20 protein-coding genes are annotated in these 21,928 nt (G+C 35.1%); 14 read left to right on the top strand and 6 right to left on the bottom strand.

The annotated features are described in order from the left end of the window. Window positions 1–138: 138 nt before the first annotated feature. The gene (gene mdh / locus A8L32_RS15160) at window positions 139–1,065 is read left to right on the top strand and encodes a malate dehydrogenase (RefSeq protein WP_066631618.1); all 927 of its coding nucleotides are present in this window, start codon (window positions 139–141) and stop codon (window positions 1,063–1,065) included. Window positions 1,066–1,139: 74 nt separating this feature from the next. Here the strand turns inward: mdh and A8L32_RS15155 are convergent, their stop codons facing one another. The 4 genes from A8L32_RS15155 to A8L32_RS15140 all read right to left on the bottom strand — a co-directional run bounded on the left by A8L32_RS15155 (window position 1,140) and on the right by A8L32_RS15140 (window position 7,760). Next, the gene (locus A8L32_RS15155; RefSeq protein WP_066631617.1) at window positions 1,140–2,627 is read right to left on the bottom strand and encodes a TolC family protein; all 1,488 of its coding nucleotides are present in this window, start codon (window positions 2,625–2,627) and stop codon (window positions 1,140–1,142) included. 2 nt (window positions 2,628–2,629) lie between these two features. After that, window positions 2,630–3,862, bottom strand: coding sequence for an efflux RND transporter periplasmic adaptor subunit (locus A8L32_RS15150; RefSeq protein WP_066631615.1), 1,233 nt, complete (start codon window positions 3,860–3,862; stop codon window positions 2,630–2,632). Between the two features lie 174 nt (window positions 3,863–4,036). Further along, window positions 4,037–4,789 carry a LytR/AlgR family response regulator transcription factor gene (locus A8L32_RS15145; RefSeq protein WP_066631717.1) on the bottom strand — a complete coding sequence of 251 codons (753 nt, stop codon included), beginning with the start codon at window positions 4,787–4,789 and terminating at the stop codon, window positions 4,037–4,039. 1 nt (window position 4,790) lies between these two features. Continuing rightward, window positions 4,791–7,760 (bottom strand): sensor histidine kinase, encoded by a 2,970-nt coding sequence (locus A8L32_RS15140; RefSeq protein ID WP_066631614.1) that lies wholly within the window; start codon window positions 7,758–7,760, stop codon window positions 4,791–4,793. A 182-nt stretch (window positions 7,761–7,942) separates the two neighbouring features. Between A8L32_RS15140 and A8L32_RS15135 the strand changes: the two genes are divergently transcribed. The 13 genes from A8L32_RS15135 (at window position 7,943) to A8L32_RS15075 (ending at window position 20,193) form a co-directional block, all read left to right on the top strand. Next, on the top strand, window positions 7,943–8,368 hold the full coding sequence (locus A8L32_RS15135; RefSeq protein WP_066631613.1) for a fibronectin type III domain-containing protein: 426 nt from the start codon (window positions 7,943–7,945) through the stop codon (window positions 8,366–8,368). A gap of 305 nt (window positions 8,369–8,673) precedes the next feature. Next, on the top strand, window positions 8,674–9,702 hold the full coding sequence (locus A8L32_RS15130) for a GntR family transcriptional regulator (RefSeq protein WP_066631611.1): 1,029 nt from the start codon (window positions 8,674–8,676) through the stop codon (window positions 9,700–9,702). Window positions 9,703–10,019: 317 nt separating this feature from the next. Further along, the gene (locus A8L32_RS15125; protein WP_066631609.1) at window positions 10,020–10,688 is read left to right on the top strand and encodes a corrinoid protein; all 669 of its coding nucleotides are present in this window, start codon (window positions 10,020–10,022) and stop codon (window positions 10,686–10,688) included. Between the two features lie 62 nt (window positions 10,689–10,750). Then, window positions 10,751–12,130, top strand: coding sequence for a uroporphyrinogen decarboxylase family protein (locus tag A8L32_RS15120; RefSeq protein ID WP_083631362.1), 1,380 nt, complete (start codon window positions 10,751–10,753; stop codon window positions 12,128–12,130). Window positions 12,131–12,251: 121 nt separating this feature from the next. After that, window positions 12,252–13,187, top strand: coding sequence for a GTP-binding protein (locus A8L32_RS15115; RefSeq protein ID WP_066631608.1), 936 nt, complete (start codon window positions 12,252–12,254; stop codon window positions 13,185–13,187). A gap of 246 nt (window positions 13,188–13,433) precedes the next feature. Further along, window positions 13,434–14,123 carry a vitamin B12 dependent-methionine synthase activation domain-containing protein gene (locus tag A8L32_RS15110; RefSeq protein WP_075590926.1) on the top strand — a complete coding sequence of 230 codons (690 nt, stop codon included), beginning with the start codon at window positions 13,434–13,436 and terminating at the stop codon, window positions 14,121–14,123. 3 nt (window positions 14,124–14,126) lie between these two features. Beyond that, window positions 14,127–15,620 (top strand): ASKHA domain-containing protein, encoded by a 1,494-nt coding sequence (locus A8L32_RS15105; RefSeq protein WP_066631604.1) that lies wholly within the window; start codon window positions 14,127–14,129, stop codon window positions 15,618–15,620. 471 nt (window positions 15,621–16,091) lie between these two features. Further along, the gene (locus tag A8L32_RS15100; RefSeq protein WP_066631602.1) at window positions 16,092–16,976 is read left to right on the top strand and encodes a helix-turn-helix domain-containing protein; all 885 of its coding nucleotides are present in this window, start codon (window positions 16,092–16,094) and stop codon (window positions 16,974–16,976) included. 98 nt (window positions 16,977–17,074) lie between these two features. Then, complete coding sequence (locus A8L32_RS15095) at window positions 17,075–18,172, top strand: hypothetical protein (RefSeq protein ID WP_066631600.1); 1,098 nt, start codon at window positions 17,075–17,077, stop codon at window positions 18,170–18,172. Between the two features lie 132 nt (window positions 18,173–18,304). After that, window positions 18,305–18,751 carry a cupin domain-containing protein gene (locus tag A8L32_RS15090; protein WP_066631598.1) on the top strand — a complete coding sequence of 149 codons (447 nt, stop codon included), beginning with the start codon at window positions 18,305–18,307 and terminating at the stop codon, window positions 18,749–18,751. 31 nt (window positions 18,752–18,782) lie between these two features. Next, window positions 18,783–19,097, top strand: a complete 315-nt coding sequence (locus tag A8L32_RS15085) for a 4Fe-4S binding protein (protein ID WP_083631361.1) — start codon at window positions 18,783–18,785, stop codon at window positions 19,095–19,097. A gap of 20 nt (window positions 19,098–19,117) precedes the next feature. After that, the gene (locus tag A8L32_RS15080) at window positions 19,118–19,633 is read left to right on the top strand and encodes an ester cyclase (RefSeq protein ID WP_071797477.1); all 516 of its coding nucleotides are present in this window, start codon (window positions 19,118–19,120) and stop codon (window positions 19,631–19,633) included. 71 nt (window positions 19,634–19,704) lie between these two features. Next, complete coding sequence (locus A8L32_RS15075) at window positions 19,705–20,193, top strand: DUF4405 domain-containing protein (protein ID WP_066631593.1); 489 nt, start codon at window positions 19,705–19,707, stop codon at window positions 20,191–20,193. Between the two features lie 65 nt (window positions 20,194–20,258). On the opposite strand, the gene A8L32_RS15070 is transcribed toward A8L32_RS15075, so the two are convergent. Beyond that, on the bottom strand, window positions 20,259–20,528 hold the full coding sequence (locus A8L32_RS15070; RefSeq protein ID WP_066631591.1) for a DUF2089-like zinc ribbon domain-containing protein: 270 nt from the start codon (window positions 20,526–20,528) through the stop codon (window positions 20,259–20,261). A 435-nt stretch (window positions 20,529–20,963) separates the two neighbouring features. Beyond that, the gene (locus tag A8L32_RS15065) at window positions 20,964–21,779 is read right to left on the bottom strand and encodes a hypothetical protein (protein WP_143525130.1); all 816 of its coding nucleotides are present in this window, start codon (window positions 21,777–21,779) and stop codon (window positions 20,964–20,966) included. Window positions 21,780–21,928 lie beyond the last annotated feature (149 nt).

Here is a 21,928-nt window from a genome sequence, read left to right as displayed (position 1 = left end):
TAAAGATGTTGTTAAACATCGATTAATTAATGAAGAAAAATATCTGCAATTAAAATCAACTGTATATATTTGTCACTCTCAAAAAGAAAATAGAATAGTTTAAAAATATAATATAGCAAAATTTAAAGCAATACAATTATGAAAGTAACCGTAGTTGGAGCAGGAAACGTTGGAGCTACCTGTGCAGATGTATTAGCATATCGTGAGATTGCTAATGAAGTAGTTTTACTTGATATTAAAGAAGGTGTAGCTGAAGGTAAAGCCTTAGATATTTGGCAAAAAGCACCAATCAACTTATATGATACTCGTACTGTTGGTTCTACTAATGATTATGAAAAAACAGCAGGTTCTGAAGTTGTTGTAATTACTTCAGGTCTTCCTCGTAAACCAGGGATGACTCGTGATGACTTAATTTCTATTAATGCAGGTATCGTTAAAACGGTAACTGAAAATGTTGTTAAGCATTCTCCAGAAGCGATTATTATCATCGTATCTAACCCACTTGATGTGATGACTTACCAAGCTCATATCACATCTAAATTCCCACGTGCAAGAGTAATGGGAATGGCTGGTATTTTAGATACTGCTCGTTACAGAGCTTTCTTAGCGGAAGAATTAAATGTTTCTCCTAAAGATATTCAGGCTGTATTAATGGGTGGTCATGGTGATACTATGGTGCCACTTCCTCGTTATACTACTGTAGGCGGTATTCCAGTAACTGAATTAATTGATGCTGACAAATTAGACGCTATTATTGAGCGTACTAAATTTGGTGGTGGTGAGTTAGTTAAACTAATGGGTACTTCGGCTTGGTATGCACCAGGTTCGGCAGCTGCTCAAATGGTTGAGGCTATTGTTAGAGACCAAAGAAGAGTATTTCCAGTTTGTATTAAACTAGAAGGAGAATACGGTATTGATGATTGTTACTTAGGAGTACCTGTTATTTTAGGTAAAAACGGTATCGAAAAAGTAATTGAGCTTGACTTAAATGATGATGAAAAAGCATTGTTACAAACAAGCCGTACTCACGTTCTTGATGTAATGAAAGTATTGGATAATAAATAATCTTAATACAATAATATATAACAAAGGCTGTTCGAAACTCGAACAGCCTTTGTTGTTTAATGCGATGTTGTAGGTTACTTCTTTAGCCCGACTAAAAGAGGGTTTTCATACAATATCTTTTGATCTTTCTCAAAGTCGTAAAGGGTTAATTCTCTTAATCTGTAAAAGGAAACCCAATAGGTCTCCAAAGACTTAATGTAATCGCGCTTTGCTTTATCTCTATCCGATAGGGATATATTTAAATCGGTAATACTGATTTCACCATTTTGGAATTTCTTTAGTGCAATCAGATAGCCATTACCAGCCACTTTATCAGCTTCTTGTGCAATCTCCAACTGTTCCTTTAACAAGCTAAATTGCTCTACTTGCACAATTACAGTTCGTTCAAAATTTTCTCGGTCTTGCTCCACATCAAAAATAACCAAATCACGACGACTTTCTGCTAGTTTAACATTAGAGGTAGATTTACCCCAATCTAAAATAGGAATCGCTAAAGAGAGCCTTAGAGATCGCTGATTAACAGTGTTAGAATAAACACCGGGAACTTCGTCTGCAATGTTGGTGGTTCCGTAGGTGCCTCTCAGTGTTGCCCCTAATCCATTATTGCGTTTTGCTCTGGTTAAGTCTCTATCTGCCTCAATAAGTCTTCTTTCGTATTGAGTAGCTTCTTTTCTGTTCTCCAACGCTTGCACAAGAGCTTTGTCTGGATTAACTTGAAACAAGACCATATTTAAAGGCATGATTAACTCTATGTTGCTACCTTGCTCTAAGCCGATATATTTTTTCAGTTCAAAATCAGCGTTACGCAAATCCATGTTAGCCTGTGTAAGTGCTTTTTTTGCGGTTAATACAGAAAGCTTAATTCTAGAATAATCATTTTCGCTAATGATACCCAGTTTTATTTTTGTTTCGGCTATACGCAGATTGTCCTTACTGTTTTTTAAATTGTTATCAGCTAGTTTGTAATTGGTTTGAACCGCTAAGTATTTAAAAAAACGATAGGTCGCTTTTCTAGAAATCTCTTCAATGGATTCTACATAGTTTTTTTGTGCTTCAGTATAAACCAATGGTTCTGTTTTTCGCGACCACTTCATCCAGTTATAGGCAAAAATAGGCTGAGTTATCCCAACCAGATAAGGGTTTCCTTGAAAGTTTACGTAGTCATGAACCAAATCCTCATACCTAAATAAAGTACTTTTTGCATATATTTGAGTTCCTGTTTGGGGTATGGATTGATTAACGGCAAGTTGTGCACTGTTTTTAAAATAGCCAATCTCCCTAAATTGTACACTACCATCGTTCTGAGTAATTGGTTTAGTACCTTCTTCGTAATTGGGTAAATCACCACTTAATACTAGCTGTGGCCTAAATTGAGCTTGAAAATTCTTCCATCGCCAAAAGTAGTTTTCGTAACGGTTTTGTTCGTATTTAACCGATGAAGACTGACTTATCGCTAAGTCAACTACGTTACGTAAGCTAAGTTTTAAGTTGTTATTGGTTTGACCATTTGAAATACTATAAACAAAAAGGCCAAGTAATATTAAGATGAATCTATTTTTCATTATTAGTTGGCTTTTTCAATTTTAAAGGAGTTCAGTTTACTTAGGGAAGCAATACTCGAAATAACGACTTCATCACCTGTTTCTCCACCGTTTAATACTTCTGCGTACTCCTCTGTAATTAGGCCGAATTCAATCTCTTTTTTCACAGCACTGTCGCCACTAATTAAATACAGGTTTTGTTTCTTCTTCCAATTAATTTGGTCTCCTCGTTTAACGCGTAAAACACCATATTTAGCACGTTTTACAATTTGCAGTTCAACCTTTTGGTTAGGAATAAGTTTAGACTGATCATCTTCGGTAAGTACTACCGAAAAATGGAGCTTGCCATTATCAAGCTGAGGCATAACCGAACTTACTCTACCTTGTAAGCGATTTTTGCCTGAACTAACATAGGCTTTTCTGCCAATCTTTATCAAGTTTCTAAACTTTTCATCAATAGAAGCTTCCACTTTTAAACGCGTTAGGTCCGATAAACGAGCAAGCGTTTTTTCTCCCTGAATCTTCTCTCCTTCCTGAGCATGTACACTTAAGATAATACCATCGGAAGGAGCTTTAACATCCATTTGAGTTAATAAAAACATCTGCTGTTTTAAATCTTTCTTTTGCATTTCAATTTGTAAAAGCAAACCTTTTTCATCTGTTGCTAATTGTGCCAGCTTAATCCAGTTTTTTTGCTTAACTAGTTTTAAATCTTTTTCAGCTAATGTAAGTTCTTGTTTGGTTTTGTCAACTTTAGCTTGCGATATACCACCAACCTCAAATAGTTGCTCTTGATCTGCAAGAGTTGATTTGATAGAAGCAATTTTTAGTTTCTTGGTTTCTTCGTTATACGATAAATCAGCCTTGGCACTTCGGGCATTTAACCTAGTTTTTTCCAGGTTGTTATTTTTTACATCCAGTTGATCGTTTATTTGCTCTATCTTATCCTTAATCGATTTTGGATCTAATTGCAAAACCACATCACCTTTAGAAACGCGCTGTCCTGGCCCTTTAATAATTTTAGTCAGTACACTGGAGGCAGGGCTCAATAAAATGACTTCGTTAGCTGGCTCCACCATTCCCTGGCAAAGTTCAAAAGTTTCTATATTTCCTTTGTCGATAGTGTAGGATTCAAATTCGCCCTCTATTAGTTTTGTTGGTTTGGGTTGACATCCAAAAATGATGCCTAGTAATATTACTAAAATAGTTTCCGCTAGGTATGGAAACCGAATACTCATGTTGCCTTTAAAATTCATAGTCTTTCTTTTCTTACGCATGACAAAATTACGCAAGCTTGTAGAATATGGTTCTAAATTCTAAGCTCAATTAGGTGGGGTTTTGTCCCTTTTTTTTGAAATGTATCTAATGGTCTGCGTAAATGTATTTGAGGGTGTGAAAGCCTGTATTTACTGCTTAAGTATAAGGTTGAGTTACTTCGAACTTAAAGTTTTTAATACATTTTCTTTTCGCATTCTCGATACAGGAACGGAATCGTTATTGAGCATTTTTAAGTAGCCGCCATCTCCTTTTTCAAATGATTTTACATGATGTTTATTTACCAAATGAGATTGGTGAACACGAATAAAACCTTCATCATTTAGAAGCTCCTCAAAATCTTTGAGTGTTCGCGAAACCAAAACTTTTTCGCCATTGCTTAAAAAAACGAAGGTGTAATTGCTTTCTCCTTGGCAACGTGTAATTTCTTTGGTTTTTACGAATAACACCCTTTCCTGCGAAGGCAAAGCAATAGATTTATCTTCTCCCTTTTGGTTGGCTTCTAACATTTGCCACTTCTCGTTAATGCCATTATGTGCATCCATAATTTTATCAGATACTCTAGCTACAGCTTCTTGTAGTTCTAATAAGTTTATGGGTTTAAGTAAATAATCGAAAGCGCAAAAACGAATGGCTTTAATGGCGTATTGATCAAAAGCTGTAACAAAAATAACCTCAAAGTCGCGATGAGGAATGGCTTTCAGCATATCAAAACCACTACCGCCAGGCATTTTAATATCTAAAAACACAAGCCTAGGTTTGATCTCATTTATTAGTTGAATACCTGAGGAAGCATTGTGCGCGGTACCCTCAATACTTATTTTAGGACAATATTCGTTTAATAAAGATGAGAGGTAATTGCAATTATTTACCTCGTCATCTATTATAACAGCTTTTATTTTACTCAATTTATTCACTTTCCAGTTCGTATGTAAGTTCAACTAAAGTACCGTTTTCATTTGGGTTTAAGCTTGATTTATTGGTAATGTTTAAATCAATATTTACATGGATAGAATCTTTTATCATGGCAAATCTTTTTCTGCTTAGTGAAATTCCATGACCATTACTGTTTTCGTTGTTGGCTAGGTAACCTGCTCCGTTGTCTTCTATTTGGCAAACCAAATGTTGTCCTTGTTTATTTAAGGTAATGATAATGGAGCCTTGATCCATCAAACCAGAAATACCATGAATAACCGCATTTTCGACAAAGGGTTGTAGGAATAAGGACGGAACTTCAATGTTAAAAATATCTAGCTCGTCGCTAATATTTAATTTGTAATTAAAACCAAAACGTAGTGTTTCAAGCTCTAAGTATTTCTTTATCGCACTTAATTCCTCTTCCAAGGGAATTAATTGTTTTTCTGCATTCATCAATACTTGTCGCATTAAGGAAGAAAACTCGGATAAGTACTTAGAAGCATCCTTGTTTTTTCCATCAGCAACCAAATGCTGAATAGAATTCATGGAATTAAATATAAAATGAGGGTTCAGTTGCGAACGGATTGATTTAAGTTCTAATTGCAAACGTTCTTTCTTCTCGTTAGCCAGTTTTTTAATTCGTTTCTGACGATAAAGAAAGGTCATTATAATAAGCATTAACAACACCAAGGTGCTACTAATTATCCAATAAAAGGTTCTCCAATCAAAGGAAGAGTAGTTGTTTTTTTCTTCCCATAGGTTCATGTATTCTTTTAAATTTTCAATTTCTTTTATGTAGTATTTAGTTTTCTCATATTCCGATATTGGTTTTGTTGGTAATGGATACCATAGTGCTTCAAATTGTAGATGTGGACTGATTAAAAATCCAGAATGCCGTTGTGCAGCACGATATGGTTGTGTTGAAGCATTTTCCCACATAGGGTTTATTAATATAGTTCCTTTATAATAATTCTTTAAACTGTCCATTACTTCTTTGGAAATTTCCGGGTCGGTAAGCACAAGTATAGTTTTGAATCGCTTGTCATTTATACTATCGTTAATTAAGCCCAGAGATTTAATTTGAAGCCAATCAATATCATTTTTTGTATTTTGGAAACTCAGGTAAGTCCATTTCTCTTTTAACGAAGTTGATTGAAATGATTTACCATCTAGTGTTTTTAATTCAAATGATGGAATAGTTTTACCAATCTGCATTTTCGAAATGTCTCCCATCTGTGAATTAAAATAATTTGCGAGTTCAGTCTCTGGGAATAGTTCTGAAAACATGTTAGTTAAGTTGATGCTTTCCTCAATAGCTCCTTTTCTTAAAGTCTCGCTAATTATATAGCTCATTAAAAAATATTGAGACTCATTGCTGGTAATTACTTTCGCGTAAGAGAACTGGTCTTCTATATTGATTAAATTTCTATAACTTCTTTTAAACTGCTGAATGGTTTGGTGATTGAAATAGCGATAAACAAACTCACGCATTTCGATAGAAGTATAGCACGAAAATTTATCCAGTTCAACGGCATTGTAAAGTGCATTTTTCCATTTCTTTTTATTTTCAATATGATGATTAATGTGATTTATTCCGGCCGTAAAATTATTGAAATAGATACTTGCCATCAAGTTTCTTTTGGCCCATATAGAAATATCTTTTTTATCAAGTTGGTTAATAAGTTTTTCGGAGTTCGTCTGAATTTTAGAAATTAATTCATCAGTAGACTTGGTTTTTGAAATAGCGTCTTTGGTTAGAGTGTGCGATAATAGTTTATCTGAAATTTTGAACTTCTGGCTATTTGTACATTCTATTTTCCAATGCTTTGTGTTGGTGTTTGCATCAATATTAAGTTGTATAGAATCGCCCGGTTCAATAAATAAGTATTTCGACGGACCTGCTCCACTTGAGTCGCTCACTTTTAATATAAGTTCATATGGCCTCTTTAAATTAAAAGAATGATTAAAATTACCATCTTTATTAACTTTGATGTCACCAATATTAAGGAGTTCGCTATCGCTATATTTTTTCCATAGATAAAGTTTCAGTGTTTTATCCTTCAGGTTCTTAATGCTTCCTGAAAGATGAACCTTTGTATCTTTCTTAAATGAAATCAAAGATGGATGGTAAGTTGCTTTAAACCTTCCTTTAAAATGAGCAGAACTGTTGATTTGGCCTTGTTTTATTCTGCCTTTGCTGTGGTCAAATATTAATGTGTCTGGTTCATTTTCAATGTTTACATTATAATCAGTAGAATACTTGTATGGTATTGATGATGTATCACGATAAGAAACAAACTTAAATTCTTGATATAAACATATTGAGGGAATTTTACTATTAGTTAGGTTTCCTAATGAGAGGTGGTAAGGCCTTGGAAGTTTTTTAAGTTTTTGTTTATATTCATCAATTGTATATGTAGTAGGGAAAAACTTTTGCAATATTCTTTTTGCTCCCCACAGGTTTCTCCCTATAAGAATATATTTGCCTAAATGTTTATGGTTACGACGGAATTCGGTATAATATTGATATTCTGTGGCGTCAGCTACATTATTTACTTTAATTATTTCTCCATAAGGGTTGATCTGGAAAGTTAAGGGAGTTTTCATTAGGTCTAGCCACGACAAATCATTTCCGTTCATAGCAGGCAGTCCGGAGTTACTGTTAAATGTATAATTGCCTTCTTGTCTCACAAAAGAAAGTAATGATGCCTTAATGGTTGTAATGGAGTCATTCTTAGAGATTACCTGAAATCTCATAGTTAAATCTGGAAAGTTCGTTTCAATATTGGTGTTCTTTTTTGAAGAAGAGGTTACTGCAATTTGATAAGCTTTTCCTGAATTATCTATAGTAATATCAAACTTATCCCCAACCTGAAAATTATATCTTAATGGTTTGTCTTCAGCTTTTGCGTTAATGAGTGATAGTAGAAGTATTAATAGCGTGCTTAGTATAGGTTTCATTTTGTTTGTTTTTGTTTTCTTATTTTTTATTAAAACAAATATGATACATCAAAGCTAAAATAATTGGAATGGATGAGTAATCGGTAGCTTTGATTGAGTATTTGAATTTATTTTTCTGTGTAACCTATTTTTAATTGTTGGAGTAAACAGTCGAGTATAAACAATATTAATTACACACGCAGATGAAGAATTTAAACAAGTTAGTTTGGATATTGGCAATGATAATGGTGGTGCTTTCATCATGTTCGGAGGATGAAGGTGATGATGATATCAAAAATGACGATGATGAAGTGGCAAAGATTGCCATTACTATAAAAGATTTAACGGCAAGTTCGGCCGTGGTAACTTTCCCTGTGTTAGAAGATTCTCATATTTATACCATAGAATTGTTTAATGCCAAAGGTGAAGCTGTGGATCAAGAGATAGTTGGAACAGGATTGTTGCCTGATGATGAGGTGGTTGATGGAGTGGCTACTTTAGACGCATTCACAGGGCTTGATGCTTCAAGTGATTATACGGTAAAAGTGAAAGGAACAAGAAATATTGCAGGTGAAGGTGGGGTGATGATTGCACAAGATGAAACCTCATTTACAACATTAGCTCAATAAAATATTTGTAAGTCATAGCATAAGGCTGCCCAATTTGGGTGGCCTTTTTTTTGCGCCATATTTCGGAATTCAATTGCCGAATTATATCTGTTATAATTTAAATAGTTAGCCATCGTGAGAAAGCGCGATGTATAATAAATATTAACATACTTATTAGGTAGGTGTGTTATTATTTTAGGAGGTGTTTTGTGTATAAGTTATTGGTAGTAAGGAGGTGATTGAGGTGTGCTTGTTTGTGATTTAGTGTGATGGTATGTGATGTTTAAGTATATTTATAAACTAATTTTAACATCTCAAATAATCGCATGCTTAAGTTTGAAGGACACGTACCAATCTATAAAAAGCTGATTGATTTTTATAGTAAAAAAATTGTAACCCAAGAGTTAAAGCCAGGCTCAAGGATAGACTCTATCAATAAAATGATGAGTCGTCATCAGGTTTCTAGAGAAACTGCAAAAAGGGTTATCAAGGCTTTAATTGAGGAGAAACTAGTTGTTTCTCAGGTAGGGCGTGGCACTTTTGTAAATAGCACAACGGAGCTTATAAAAGTTTGGGGAGTGGTCATTCCCTTTTATTCAAATAATATTGAGCAGCTGATATCTGAAATAAATCTAAAGGCTCAAGCAGCTGGTCGTAAGATGGACTACTTTCTGCATTACAATAATCCTGAAGAGGAAATGCGGATTATAGGAGAGTTGATTCGAAAAGGCTACGAAGCAGTTGTGGTGGTTCCTAATTACGACGAAACGGTTACAGGTGAGTTTTATATTCGATTAAATTCGGGTAATACCAAAATTGTTTTAGCTGATTATACCATGACTGGATCATATTTTAAATATGCCATTCAAAGTTACGATTTAGGCGTGAAAAGAGCAGTGGATTATTTATTTGAGCAGCATGATGGAAATTACTTGTTGTTGAGTCATGAAAGATGGCAAGGGAAAAACATGGTGTTTAGTATGATGGAGGATACTTTTGAAATGCTCTTGCAGCTGAAAAGTGGAAATAACAAATTGTTTCATTGTTCCAACATTAACGAATTGACCGAGGATTATTTTAGAGCAAATAATATTAAAGGCGTATTGTCTGTTCAAGATTCGATTACTATTCGCTTAATAGGCAGAATGAAGAATTGGGGAATTTCAATTCCAGAGGAAGTTGCTGTGGTATCATACGGAAATACAGAGTTAACCAAATTGTTTGCTCCGTCTATTACAGTAATTGATTCGAAATATGATGTAATGGCAGATAGAATACAGAAGCTTATTTGCAATGAAAAGGTTAACAACGAGCAAATAGTTATTCAGCCAGAGCTGATTGTTAGGAATACCTAACTAATGCTATTTATGCATTAGCGAACCCCAAAGACAATATTACTTAAATATGGGTAATATAACTTTAAAATATAATCATGAAAGCACGTAGTTTTGCTATTATTCAATAAATCATTGACTTTGGCATTATTAAAAGTGTGTTAATTAATGAAGTAAGAAGAAAAATGAGGTAACCGTATTGATAGCTTTTCATTGGCAGAATGAAATAAAAGGGATGGCAGTCCTTGGATAATATCTAAACTGGTTATTTTAAAATACAGACTTAAATAAGGCAAAGTTTAAACAAACAAAAACAAACAAGATTAAATCTAAGAATTATGAATGAATTACTGGAGAAATTGGCGTATTGTGTAGAGTTCGGTAAAATCAACAAAGTATCACCATTCCCTCCAAATATGAAGGATCAGGATGGAGCAGATGAAATTGCTAAGCAATTGTTAGATGGGGGAGTTCCTGCTACCGATATCTTGATGAAAGGGTTAATGCCTGGAATGGAAAAAGTAGGTGTTAAATTTCGCGAAAATAAAGTATTTGTTCCTCAAGTATTGATGAGTGCAAAATCAATGAGTGCAGCATTAGATCACCTTCGTCCATATTTCCAATCGGGAGAGGCTGAGCGTAAAGGAATCTTCATCATTGGAACCGTAGAGGGTGACTTACATGATATAGGTAAAAACCTTGTAGCTATGATGGTTGAAGGTAATGGTTACGAAGTAATTGACCTAGGTACTGATGTTAAAGCTGAGCAGTTTATTGAAACAGCTGAGAAAAATCCAGGAAGTGTAATCGGATTATCAGCTCTTTTAACAACAACAATGGGTAACATGGAAAAAATTGTTGCTACTATCAAAGAGAAAAACGCAGACTTAAAAGTATGTATTGGAGGAGCTCCTGTAAATCAAGACTTCTGTGAAAAGATTGGTGCGGATAGCTACAATCCAGATCCACAAGGAGTGGTTGAGTTCTTAAATGCATTAGCATCATAAATTAATAGTCAATAGATAATTGGTTAATAGTCATTAGTGTTTAATATCGATGACTAATACTAATGACTAATAAAGAAAATAAAATGAAGGGTTTAGAATTAATTAAAAAGGCGATGAAGCTTGAGGAAGTTGAGAGAATTCCTTGGGTACCATTTGTAGGAGCACACGCAGGAAACTTATTGGGTTTAACAGCTACTGAGTTTTTAAAATCGAGTGATAAAATTGTTGAGGGTGTTAATAAGGCCGTTGAGCTTTATAATCCCGATGGAATTCCTGTAGCATTCGATTTGCAAATAGAGGCGGAAGCATTAGGCTGTACGTTAGCATGGGCAGATGATAACCCACCGGCAGTAATTTCGCATCCATTAATGAACGGCAAAACTTTAGCAGATTTAAAAGTTCCTTGTCCTTGTGCGGGTCGTATTCCTTTGGTGATGGATGCTACACGTGTTTTAAGAGAAAAGCACCCTGACCTAGCGCTATACGGTTTAATTACTGGTCCTTTTACATTAGCACTTCACCTTTTAGGCACCGACATCTTTATGCAAATGATGATGGAGCCAGACAAAACTCACGAGTTAATGCGTTTTGCTACAGATGTGGCAAAAATGATGGCTGGTAATTATATTGAAGCTGGAGCTGATGTGGTAGCTATTGTTGATCCAATGACTAGCCAGATTGATCCAATGAGTTTTGAAACATTTGTTACTCCATACATCACAGAAATCAATGATTTCATTCGTGAAGCAGGAGCGCTAAGTTCATTCTTCGTTTGTGGTAATGCACAACAAAATATAGAAGAGATGTGCAAAACAAATCCTGATAATATCTCTATTGATGAGAATATTCCTTTGGACTTTGTTCGTGATATGGCTTTAAAGCACAATGTATCATTCGGAGGTAACATTAAACTTACCGTAGTGCTATTAATGGGTGATGAAGAAGCTTCACGTAGAGATGCTCTTGAGTGTATGGATATTGGTGGTAAAAAAGGTTTTATTCTTGCTCCAGGTTGTGATTTGGCCATGGATACACCAAAAGAAAACCTGATTGCCGTTTCAGAGTTAGTATACGATGAGGTTCTACAAGGAGAACTTAGAGCTTCTGAAGCAGCAGGTATGGATATTGAATTACTTGACCTAACGAATCACTGGGATAAAGAAAAAGTAATTATTGATATCATTACTTTAGATTCTTCATCATGTGCTCCATGTCAGTATATGGTTGATGCCGTATCTCGTGCATCAGAACCTTATGGTGATAAAGTAATCTTTAAAGAGCACCGTATCAAAGAAAAAGAAGGTGTTCAGATGATGGCTTCGTTAGGTGTTAAAAACCTACCTACAATTGTAATGGATGGAAATATTGATTTTATTTCTCAAATTCCTCCTATCGATGATATTAAAGCTAAAATAGACGGCTATTTAGCGGCAAAAAACTAGTTTGGAAAACAACTGATAAAGCCCGGTTACAGTCAGTTGTAATCGGGTTTTGTTTTTTAAAGAAAACTTTGACGCACAAGGTTTTTTATCCTTTATTTAATAGCAATCACGTTAACAGGATATGAGTTTAAATAATTCGCTCCGGCCGTGCCGGTTTAATTTAATCACAGGTTTTTTAGGTAGCGGAAAAACTACCTTATTGAGTCATCTTTTAAAAGAACTGTCTCAAGAAAAACGTATTGCTGTAATTCAAAACGAATTTGCACCTACAGGTGTTGATGGCAAAGAATTACAACAATCGAATACCGATTTTAAATTGGTGGAGATTAACAATGGTTCTGTGTTTTGCGTATGTCAGCTGACCAACTTTGTGAGCAATATGCAAAAGCTAATTGAAGAATATAAACCCGAAATAATATTTCTGGAAGCTTCTGGTTTAGCGGACCCAATTAGTGTGGTGGAACTATTACAAACGGATGAGTTAAAGGATAAAGTTACCTTGGATATGAATATCTGCTTGGTAGATGCTCCAAATTATTTCAAAGGACTTTCTGTGGTTCAGCGTTTTAAACACCAGCTCATGGTGGCCGACCATATCATCATTAATAAGGTTGATATTTTTAAAGGCGATTTAAAAGAGATTAAAGATTCTATTCAGGAGTTAAATAGTTATGCTCAGATTACGGAGACAAGCTATTCAAAAGTAAATTGGTTAGCCCTTTGCTCGGGAAATACAACACAAGGAGAGGCAGCTAAACGTTTTGAAGGTCAACAATCAGAGGGCAGACCTGACACAGTGGCTTGTGTTTTAAGAAGCCACGAGAAATTATGCGAGTGTAATTTAAAAGCATTTTTACATCATCTTAAACAGGATTGCCCTAGGATAAAAGGATTTTTGAATTTAGATGATGGCCGAGTGGTATCGGTTCATACCGTTTTTGACGAAGTGGAAATAAAAGAAGTAAGTAATTATACAGGGCGTTCGGAATTAATAGCTTTTGGAAAGGATTTAACGATAGGGAAGTTAAGAGGAGTCTTTAATCAGTTTGTAAAATAATAGGTATAAAACTATCAGCCCAAGGTAAATGACTGTGCAGTAGCATTGCCATCCTGGCTAACGAAGTCGCCCATGCATCGATACATCACTAACTAAATGAATGAAGCAAAAGGTCTTTGCATCGGAATTAAATACTTGAGTAAGGAAATAAGAATACGATATTAAATAGTTAGTGTTTTGTTATATTAGTAGCCACGAGGTTTGGCTCTAACAAGAAAAAAGTGTGCTGCACAAATTAATAAGTTCATGCAAAAGGAAAAAATAAAGCATTATCAAATACCTATTAGGGATTTAGATATCTCGATGAGTGATGTAGAAGAAATTGCTCATATGGGTGATGATATGCCTTCATATCAAGCATTTTTAGATGAAGAGTTAAAGCAGCTCGAGGGTGTGGCTTCGGTGCAAGGTGGTTATAGTATAGAGGATGCTTGCGTTAAAGGTGATCATTTACTAGTTGGAGAAGTTGAGTTTATAACAGGCAAGGCAGTGAGTCATCATTATAGAAATATGAATCGGGCAGTGGTATTTATTTGTACGGCAGGCGAGGAAATTTCAAATCGTTCAAAAGCCTTAACTGAGCAGGGAGAACTTGTTGAAGGGTATTTATTGGATGTGTTAGGTTCGGTGATGGTAGAAAAGGCTATGGATATTATTCAAGATGCCTTGCAAAATGACATGGCTGAGCAGGGACTTAAAATCACCAATAGATATAGTCCTGGTTATTGTGATTGGAACGTAAATGAGCAAAAAGAATTGTTTTCTTTCTTTCCGGAACAGTTCTGTAAGGTGAGTTTAAGTGAATCGTGCTTAATGAACCCTGTAAAAACAGTCAGTGGTATTATAGGAGTTGGCGAGAATGTGAAATTCCATAAGCATGTTTGCCACGCATGTAGTAGTGTTAATTGCCTTTATCGAAACGAGAATAATAAGTAATATATGCCTTCCTTAAAACTTCATAGTAAGCAACAAATCATCCATTGTGAATTTGAACAAGGTGAGTCTTTGCTTCAGATTATTCAACAGCAAAATGTTAATATTCCAGCACCTTGCGGAGGCAACGGAACCTGCGGAAAATGCAAAGTTAAAGTAAAGGGCTTAGGTCTGGTAAACTCGTGCACACACTTCCCTAACGACAATATTGAGGTGGTTTTGCCTAACGAAAGAGAAGCTAAAATACTTACGCATCAAAACGATTATACCTTACAACTTCCCGTTCAGCTAGATGAACTAGGGCAGCAATCCGCATATCCAATTGGATTAGGTATAGATATTGGTACAACCAGTATAGTATTTTACTGGATTAGTTTGATTACGGGTAGTATTATTCGAAGCGTAGGAGTGGGTAATCCGCAAGTAAAATACGGAGCTGATGTGATAAGTCGCATCAATTACTGTAATAGTAAAGAGAATTTATTAACGCTACAGAAGGAGTTAGTTGATGTTATCAATACGCAGATAAACACATTTGTTGAAATGGAAGGTTTGACGCCTGATTTTTTGGTTAAAATTTCTGTTTCGGCTAATACAACTATGCTGCATTTGTTGGCGGGTATTGACCCTACTTCTATTGCTTTGGTTCCCTTTAAAGCGCAGTTTCTGGAAGCTAAGAAAATAAAGAGTTGTGAGTTGGGTATTGTTGCAAATGCAGAAGCCGAGATTCATTTAATGCCTTCCATTTCTTCTTATGTCGGCGCTGATATTGTATCGGGCTTGGCTTCGCTTAAGGCGGATGAAAATATAAAGAATTACCTATTTATTGATATTGGTACCAACGGTGAGATGGCTGTGGTCACCCCTGAAAAGATATATTGTTGCGCTACCGCCGCAGGACCAGCTTTTGAAGGGGCTAACATAAAATATGGTATGGGTGCCTTTGATGGAGCTATTTCAGCTTTTGGCGTTGATGGTGTGCGGACTATCTCCGATGAAAAACCACGAGGAATATGTGGCTCTGGATTGCTGGATATTGTAGCTTTTTTATTAGAAAAGAATATCGTAGGAATGGAAGGAGAGTTGCCTGAGGATTATACTTTGGTTAGTAAAGAAGAATCAGCTAATGGAGAAGCCATCGTGTTAACTCCGCAAGATATTAGAGAAGTGCAGTTAGCCAAAAGCGCTATTGTTACAGGCGTTAAAATATTGGTGCAAGAAGCAGGCGTTAAAATGGACGAACTAGATGCCGTTTTTTTAGCAGGCGGTTTTGGTAATTATATGAATCCAGAAAGTGCTATTAAAATTGGTTTACTACCAGCAGAAGTTTCAGGAAAGATTATTACCGTTGGAAATACTTCAGGAACGGGAGCCATGTTAAATACCATCAGCACTAAATTTGAAGAATACACCCATCAAATCATCCAGAAATCATCGTTAATAGCCTTGGCTGAACATCCTGAATTTGAAATGGAGTTTGCGATGAATATGTATTTTTAATTTCTTTCGGAATACCTACAATCATAATTATACAGTTTTAAATGAAGTCTCAACGTTGAGACAATTGAAAAGATTGTAGGGTGAGAAAAATGAGGTTTAAATCTGTAATTTGTCATATTATTTTATTTGGGGTGTATTACGAATAAATAAACGGCATGTATGGATGAGGGGTGTTAAGATAAATACTTTTAAGTAGGGTGTTTTGAACTTCAGGGCCTTGTTGTTATTTCCCAATGGCATATATATTCAGAAATACACCTAGTGTTTTACTTAAGGTTTGATAATTCACTAAGCAGTTTGTAGTCTAAATAGGAGACTGCGGAAAAATATGTTGTAGGAGAGCTTGTTATAGGTTCTCCTTTTTTATGGTCATTAATGCTTATTGATATGGGGCTGTATATAAGCTAGCGTGTGTCATACCCATGAAATCATTAATTTTTTTTATCTTTCTTTCCTGTTAATGTACATTTTATGGGCGAGGTATTTCCAAGTGTAATATATAAACAAAAAAATGATGACCTTCAGATTGAGGTCATGACTTTCGAAGAGGTTAGTTCTAAAGTAAAGTCTCCCAAAGGCCACGACCCTTACGCTCCTCATAAGATAGCTTTTTATCTGATTATGGTTGTGACAGAGGGTGAGATGAAACACTTTGTAGATTTTAAGTTTTACACTCTACATAAAGGAAGTGTATTGTTTGTTGCCAAAAATCAGTTACATCATTTTACCGATTCATTTAAAACGGCTAAAGGGTATTGCATTATTTTAAACAGTGCTTTTTTAGAGGACCACTATTTTATACCTGATAATATAAAATTCAATCGGTTATACAATTACCATTTAGAGGAGCCTATTCTTCATCAGCACGAAATGGGAGAGGATAGCTTTATGGGTGTAGTACAAAAGCTGTATGAAGAGTATCATTTTCCTGATTCATATGCAAAAAGAGAGATATTAAGGGCGCTGGTACATATCATCCTATTAAAATCGGAAAGAGTTAAAGAAAGTCGGTCAAAGAGTTCCGCTCAGCCATACTGGTTCGAGGTTTTTACTACATTTAAAAATAAACTCGAAAAAGAATATGTGCAAACCAGAAGTTCAGCTTATTATGCTTCGCAATTAAATGTTTCGTATAAGTTTTTAAATGATGTGGTTAAAAAATTAACCCAGAAAACCATCAAGGCCTTCATCGATGACTTTGTTACAACCGAGATAAAACGTTACCTAGTGTCATCCTCCTTGTCGGTAAAGGAAATCGGTTATAAAACTGGTTTTGAAGAACCTTCTAATTTGGTTAAGTTTTTCAAGAAAAATACGGATATAACTCCACTTCTATTCAGAAAAGATTCTGAGTAAGGTTACACTTTTATCATTTTTGTAAATGCTTTTATAACGCTTAGTTCGGTAAATACCCAGACTTTTGTGGTATTCATAAACTATTAAACCGATTAAGCATGAAACTTATTAAATTACAGATTTTACTAGTTGCTGTTATGGCAATTACTTTTTTCATCTCGTGTGACAACGACGATGATGTTACCATTTTTACTGTGGAGGAAGGGAATACAGTTACCATGAGAAATACCTATAACGATTCTCATGTGCCTGAGATATCTTTTTCTTCTTATCTTGATTTTGCATTTGCTGGTTCAGAAGTTGAGTTTCCAGAAGCTCTAAAAGTACAATTGCCAGATAGTGAGAGTCCGATGATTAATGGATTATATGCGATTGATCTTAGCGAAAATTCCATAACGTATAAACTTTTACCATCTGCAGAGGATGAATTTTGGAAAACTAATTATCGCACTTTAGAGGCGGGTGTAAAAGACAGATATTACCTTACTTTTTCCGAAAATCATAATGTAAGCGACTTTACGGCGAGTAACCCAGCTATTAATTTAAGAATAGATGCGAACAATGTTTTGGTAGTAGAAGTAGGCGAAGGCTTCGTGTTTCAACCTGGTGCAGCGTTCTCCATTTCATTAAACGCAATTGATGAGGCTAGTCCTGCCATACCTCAAGGTGCTGCTATTACCATGCGAAATACTTATAATGATTCAGATGTGCCAGAAGTGTCTTTTGCCTCTTATGTTGATTTTGCCATGGGAACTTCTTTGGGTGAAGCTGGCTTAGATGTAACTGCAAATGTAGTTTACGAAGGAGTAGCCTTGGGTGAGGCTGGTTTAGATTTAACCGCTGATTTAAGTTATTCGTCTACCGAGTTTCCTGAAGCTTTAAAAGCGGATTTAACGGCTAACGGAGCTTTTTTAATTAATGGACTGTATGCCATTAACTTTACTGAGAATACAATTACTTATACTTTATTACCAGTGGCTGGTGATCCATTTTGGAGTAACAACTACCGAGTACTTGAAGAAGGTGTTTTCGATAGGTATTACTTAACATTTGAGAACCCACATGGTGTAAGTTCATTTACCTCCTCGAACGAAGCGGTTAATTTAAGAATCGATTCTGATAAAATACTCGTGGTTGAAATTGGTGAAGGATTTGATTTTAAACCAGGTGCTTCATTTACGCTTTCTTTGAATTAATTAAGGACAAGGGCTGGTTCAACTTTTATCATTATTAGTAAAAGAATAACCTTTACAGGCTATGTATCAATCGCTAATTTTGTTTTGTTGAATTAACCCGAATATTCAAAATCATATTTTACACCTTAAGTAATGAAAGCAACGAAAGACAAAATTCTAGTACGAAATGGGGAAGGTGAGAACTACAACTACTCGCAAGACCATTGTTTTATTAAGCTGTCTTCGCACCATACAAGTGGAGAACTCAGTTTTGTAGAAGATACACTTAAGCCAGGATTCTACTTGGCACGCCATCATCATAAAATTATGACCGAAATATTTTACATACTAGAGGGTGAGGTAGAATTAATTTTTGATGATGAAACTATTGTTTGTAAAGCTGGTGATACCTTAACAGTTCCTCCTAAAGTTTGGCATGCTGCCAAATGCGAAAAAGGTGGAAAAATGCTCTCTATCTTTAGCGGAAGAGGTCGTTTTGATGTCTATCTGGAAAAACTATCGAAGATGACGGATGAAGATTTTGCGAATGCAGATTTGATGAAACAGCTTTCGGAAGATTTTGATATCTACGAGAGATAATAACGGTTTATCTTATTTAAAATAAGAAGATATGAACAAGTTTAAACAAAGCCTTATTGCTCAAAAATTAGAGCAAGAGTTAAGCATAAAGGAAGGCATTGTAAGGGTAGACCATTCGTCATGTGATGGATGCGAAAGTTGTGTATCGGTATGTCCACAAGATGCTATTGAAATTGTTTTACTGTCGGATAAGGAGGTGAAGCAACTTCCTTTTAAAGGCCGATTAAAAGCAATGTTGAAGGGAAAATACAAGGCTAGTATAAATGAAGGTAATTGTACCTCGTGCGGTAAATGCATGAAGCAATGCCACGAGTTTGCCATTCATAAAGTAGCCATATCAAACTAAAAACAAAAAAAAAGTAAATCATGATAACGAAGAAAATAATTTTAGGGTTCCTAGCATTTGCATTAACTATGGGAACTGTGTATGCGCAATCCTCAAAAGAAAAAAAGCAAAATAATATGAAAGAAATAGTAATGCCATTTTATCAAAAAGCTTTAACAGTAAATAAAGAAAGTAATCCTGCTGAAGTTTTAAGTCAACTATTAGCAGACGATTTTATATCGTATGGTACTATTGAAGCGGCTAATAAAAATAAGGAACAACTTATTGGTCAGGTAGGTTTTTTCTGGAAGATGATTCCTGATTTAGTTTGGGAACCGCAAGAGGTGATTGTAAACGGAAATCAAGTTATTGTACGAAGTAAAGTTTCAGGTACGCCTAATTCTCCTGAAGGAAAATTCTTTGGCGTTCCAACTAATGGTACCAAGTCATTTATTACAATGTCTATCGATATTCATACAATAGAGAATGGTAAAATTGCTAAAGTAAACCATGTAGAAGATTGGGCAACGGCCATCAAACAAGTATCCGCAAAGTAAGTATATAAAAAAAGGTGATGAAGTGGGAGGTTGAAATATACCTTCTGCTTCACTATTTAAAATTTAATTACATGAAGGACGGCAATATTAACTCCAAAGCTAAACGAAACTATTATGTAGATGTTATTGCATTTATACCATTCTTACTTTTATTAATTTCTGGTATTGTTATGCTTAAATATCATGCTGGAGCTCCCTATGAATCTACAGCAATGGGTTTAAGTGGCTATGTTTGGACTAATGTGCATAAGGCGCTCACCATAATAGCTTTGCCCTTGGTGGTGTTGCATTTGGTATTACACGCTAATTGGCTGAAGAAACTATTTACCTTTAAACTTAAAAATAAGAACAAGGGTATTAATATTAGCTTGTTTATATTTTTTGTTTTGTGTGTGGTAACTTCTCTTTTGGGATGGTTAGTTTTTCCAGATTCTGATATTGCTGGCCTATTGCTTGGCTTACATAACAAGTTAGGTATTGTATTGGTGGTGCTTTTTGTAGTGCATGTTCTTATTTATACAAAGTGGCTTGTTAAAATGACCAAGAAGGTGTTGGATTAAAGACTACTTAGTTTGTTATTTAAATATACACCTCCCAAGTTTCTGAAGCTTGGGAGGTTTTGGAATTATATCTCCTCCAGTCTCTTTATCAGGTCATCTAACTTCTGTCGAACCACGGGGTAGCTTGCATCAATCATAGCACCTAAGCGTTTAGGACTGCCGTTACTCTTAATGAATGCTATCATTAGCGATTGCTCTTCGGGTGTAAGTTTTAATAAGGAAGGTAAGGCGTAATTACCTTCAATTTTTGTTTCGCAATTATTGCAATGCATATGTGTTACGTGTAAGTTGTTGGAACAACTGGGGCATGCCAATGGAAGTTTTTGTTCTGTCATAATGAGTTTACTTTAGTTTCAGTTAACCCAAAGTTATACAAAAAGCAATATAATAGGTAATTAGATGATATAATAGTTAGAGAGATTAATATTATTCATCTTATAGTTGTTTTAGTAATAAATTAGTAATTATAAATATGGCGTGCGTTAGTCCGAGTAAAAGATGCGTCAACCCTCATGTCGTTTTATTAAATCTGCACATAAAAGAAATGAATCCGCACATCATCTTAACTAATCCGCATATAATAGAATTAATTCGCACATAAAAGATATTACTCTAATTGTGAATACTATTGCACTTAACTCAGAATATATTACTGATATGGCAAAATATATTGTGCTTAATGTAGAATATATAACGGGTAGTGCGAATTATATAACTCATATAGTAGAATGAGTGAATATTGTTATAAAATATTTAATCGTTACATATTCTTAATGTTTTAGCGTATTCTTCAATAAAACACTATAAATATCCTGATGAGGATAAGCTGCGATACAAGCATTAATGGCTTCATAGGCATCAAAGTAGTGTTGCTGATTGTACAGCTCAAAAATATGATTCAGGTTGGTGTAGTGACTGTCTGACACATTAAAAACTGAATCACACGATTTCGCCTTTTTGCACACAATGGTGCCATTAGCCGGTCTGCCTTGTGGGGTATTACTCATGGTCCAATAATACGATTTGCCTTCAACAAAACTAACTTGGCTTAAGTCAATAATTGTATCCTTAACTTCTTTTATTTCAAAAACTACTTTTTGCGTTTTAGAATCTTTTAAAACAAACGACATATTTAAGGAGTCCATTTTAGCGCCCTGAAGACGAAGAATAACATTCTCGGGGTAATGTATTTTAGATTTTAAAGGAAATATTTGCCCTTTACCTCTAATTCGTGATGCTGAGCCAGATTGATTGATTAGGCTCATTTCTCCTTCAGCCCTATTGGCCATTTCGCTTATATTGTTATCATTGCCATTCTTCTTCTCAGGAATGGTATAATCAGAAACTGCAGCGACTACCACCTCTTCTCCCGAAAATAACATCACGGTAGCTTGCCCATCTTTTACTTTTAATTGTTCTCCTGACGAAAAACGCTGAAGCATCTTTAAATCAATTTCTTTTCCATCTCGTAAAAGCACACCTTTCCCCTTTAAGGATAGTATCATAGCCGAGTAATTGGGTTTACTTTGCCCTGAAACAAAGACTGAAATACAAAGCAGAATAGTAATAAATGATGTCTTTAGCATAGCTGTTTCTTCAATTAAAGCAGCAAAATACAGTTTTATTTTTTCGTGCGCTTAAATCTCTATCTAAAATTTTATCTTGCAAACTTCAAACTGGCTAAGCAGCGTCCTAAACGATTCATTTTAATGTTATGAAAGTTTTGTATAGTGTC

Origin of the sequence: Labilibacter marinus, from assembly GCF_001659685.2 — a bacterium.
GTDB classification, from domain to species: domain Bacteria; phylum Bacteroidota; class Bacteroidia; order Bacteroidales; family Marinilabiliaceae; genus Saccharicrinis; species Saccharicrinis marinus.
Note: the sequence above shows the minus strand (reverse complement) of the source record. Positions and strands in the feature narration are given on the sequence as shown.

Bases quoted from the DNA above. Each gene is read 5' to 3' on its own strand.
- A8L32_RS15105 (WP_066631604.1), top strand. From the start codon at position 14,127: ATGCCTTCCTTAAAACTTCATAGTAAGCAACAAATCATCCATTGTGAA.
- A8L32_RS15135 (WP_066631613.1), top strand. From the start codon at position 7,943: ATGAAGAATTTAAACAAGTTAGTTTGGATATTGGCAATGATAATGGTG.
- A8L32_RS15065 (WP_143525130.1), bottom strand. From the start codon at position 21,779: ATGCTAAAGACATCATTTATTACTATTCTGCTTTGTATTTCAGTCTTT.
- A8L32_RS15075 (WP_066631593.1), top strand. From the start codon at position 19,705: ATGAAGGACGGCAATATTAACTCCAAAGCTAAACGAAACTATTATGTA.
- A8L32_RS15090 (WP_066631598.1), top strand. From the start codon at position 18,305: ATGAAAGCAACGAAAGACAAAATTCTAGTACGAAATGGGGAAGGTGAG.
- mdh (WP_066631618.1), top strand. From the start codon at position 139: ATGAAAGTAACCGTAGTTGGAGCAGGAAACGTTGGAGCTACCTGTGCA.
- A8L32_RS15115 (WP_066631608.1), top strand. From the start codon at position 12,252: ATGAGTTTAAATAATTCGCTCCGGCCGTGCCGGTTTAATTTAATCACA.
- A8L32_RS15140 (WP_066631614.1), bottom strand. From the start codon at position 7,760: ATGAAACCTATACTAAGCACGCTATTAATACTTCTACTATCACTCATT.
- A8L32_RS15120 (WP_083631362.1), top strand. From the start codon at position 10,751: ATGACTAATAAAGAAAATAAAATGAAGGGTTTAGAATTAATTAAAAAG.
- A8L32_RS15100 (WP_066631602.1), top strand. From the start codon at position 16,092: ATGGGCGAGGTATTTCCAAGTGTAATATATAAACAAAAAAATGATGAC.
- A8L32_RS15110 (WP_075590926.1), top strand. From the start codon at position 13,434: ATGCAAAAGGAAAAAATAAAGCATTATCAAATACCTATTAGGGATTTA.
- A8L32_RS15125 (WP_066631609.1), top strand. From the start codon at position 10,020: ATGAATGAATTACTGGAGAAATTGGCGTATTGTGTAGAGTTCGGTAAA.
- A8L32_RS15085 (WP_083631361.1), top strand. From the start codon at position 18,783: ATGAACAAGTTTAAACAAAGCCTTATTGCTCAAAAATTAGAGCAAGAG.
- A8L32_RS15155 (WP_066631617.1), bottom strand. From the start codon at position 2,627: ATGAAAAATAGATTCATCTTAATATTACTTGGCCTTTTTGTTTATAGT.
- A8L32_RS15070 (WP_066631591.1), bottom strand. From the start codon at position 20,528: ATGACAGAACAAAAACTTCCATTGGCATGCCCCAGTTGTTCCAACAAC.
- A8L32_RS15080 (WP_071797477.1), top strand. From the start codon at position 19,118: ATGATAACGAAGAAAATAATTTTAGGGTTCCTAGCATTTGCATTAACT.
- A8L32_RS15130 (WP_066631611.1), top strand. From the start codon at position 8,674: ATGCTTAAGTTTGAAGGACACGTACCAATCTATAAAAAGCTGATTGAT.
- A8L32_RS15095 (WP_066631600.1), top strand. From the start codon at position 17,075: ATGAAACTTATTAAATTACAGATTTTACTAGTTGCTGTTATGGCAATT.
- A8L32_RS15150 (WP_066631615.1), bottom strand. From the start codon at position 3,862: ATGAATTTTAAAGGCAACATGAGTATTCGGTTTCCATACCTAGCGGAA.